Source organism: Streptomyces sp. NPDC054961, assembly GCF_053609145.1.
Window position 1 is genome coordinate 1 of the sequence record NZ_JBSGWY010000105.1, and the last position, 1,464, is coordinate 1,464.

1 protein-coding gene is annotated in these 1,464 nt (G+C 70.6%); it reads right to left on the bottom strand.

The features are described 5' to 3' along the window. On the bottom strand, window positions 1-1,464 hold a 1,464-nt coding region (locus ACWF9Z_RS36645; protein ID WP_453609948.1), incomplete at both ends, for an MDR/SDR family oxidoreductase.

Here is a 1,464-nt window from a genome sequence, read left to right on the forward strand (position 1 = left end):
AGGTCGTGGAGGTTCCACGCGGCATCCACCTTGGGCCGCAGCACCTCCGCCAGAGCCTCCGGCGTCAGACCCTCCACAAGCGTGTCGGCGAGGACACCGGCGGTGTGGACCACAGCGGTGAGGGGGTGCTCTGCGGGAATGGCGGCGAGAAGCTCGGCCGTCGCGTCCCGGTCAGCCAGATCACACGCAGCGAAAGTGACCTGTGCGCCGAGGGCGGTGAGTTCGTCGGCGAGTTCGGTGGCTCCGGGGGCGTCGGCTCCGCGTCGGCTGACCAGCAGCAGGTGCTTGGCGTGGTGCTCGGTTACGAGATGGCGGGCGAAAAGACCACCCAGAGTCCCCGTCGCGCCCGTGACCAGCACCGTCCCGTCCGGGTCGAGATCGGCCGGCACGGTGAGGACGACCTTGCCGACGTGGCGGGCCTGGCCGAGGAAGCGGAAGGCCTCCGGCGAACGGCGTACGTCCCACTCGGTGACGGGAAGCGGGCGCAGCGCACCGCTCTCGAAGAGCGTCACCAGCTCTCGCAGCATCTGCTGAATGCGCTCGTTCCCGGCCTCCATCAGGTCGAAGGCCTGGTAGGCGACGCCGGTGTGCTCGGCGGCGACGACCTCCGGATCCCGGATGTCGGTCTTGCCCATTTCCAGGAAGCGGCCGCCCCGCGGCAGCAGCCGCAGCGACGCGTCGACGAACTCCCGTGCCAGGGAGTCCAGGACGATGTCGACGCCACGACCGTCGGTCGCCGCGAGGATGCGCTGCTCGAACTCCAGCGTGCGGGAGTCCGCCAGACGGTCGTCGTCGAAGCCCAGGGTCCGCAGCGTGTGCCACTTGCCGAGGCTCGCCGTGCCGAAGACCTCGACCCCGAGGTGACGCGCCAACTGTACGGCGGCCATGCCGACGCCACCGGCGGCGGCATGTACGAGCAGGGTCTCCCCCGCCTCGGCCGCGGCCAGGTCGCGCAGCGCGTAGTACGCCGTCAGGAACACGATCGGGGTCGCCGCCGCCTGGGCGTACGACCAGCCCTCGGGGATCGGCGTCACCAGCAGGCGGTCCGTCACCGAGACCGGTCCCACGCCACCCGAGAGCAGGCCCATGACCCGGTCACCCGGCTTCAGATCGGTCACGTCGGGCGCCACCTCCAGCACGATGCCGGCGCCCTCACTACCGATCCGTGCCTCGCCCGGGTACATCCCCAATGCGATCAGCACATCACGGAAGTTGAGGCCCGCCGCACGAACGGACAGCCGGATCTGCCCGGCTGCCAGCGGCTCGGTGGCCTCCGGATTCGCGACGAGGGCCAAGCCGTCCAGCGTCCCCGCGCTCTCGACATCGATGCGCCACGCCGCCGTTTCCTGCGGCGGCGTCAGGAAGGTGCGGTCATTGGTGGTGGGGGTGAGGTGGGGGGTGTGGGGGGTGTGGTTGCGGTGGGCGGTCTGGGGGTGGGTGGTGTTCAGAGTGGTGACGGTGGTG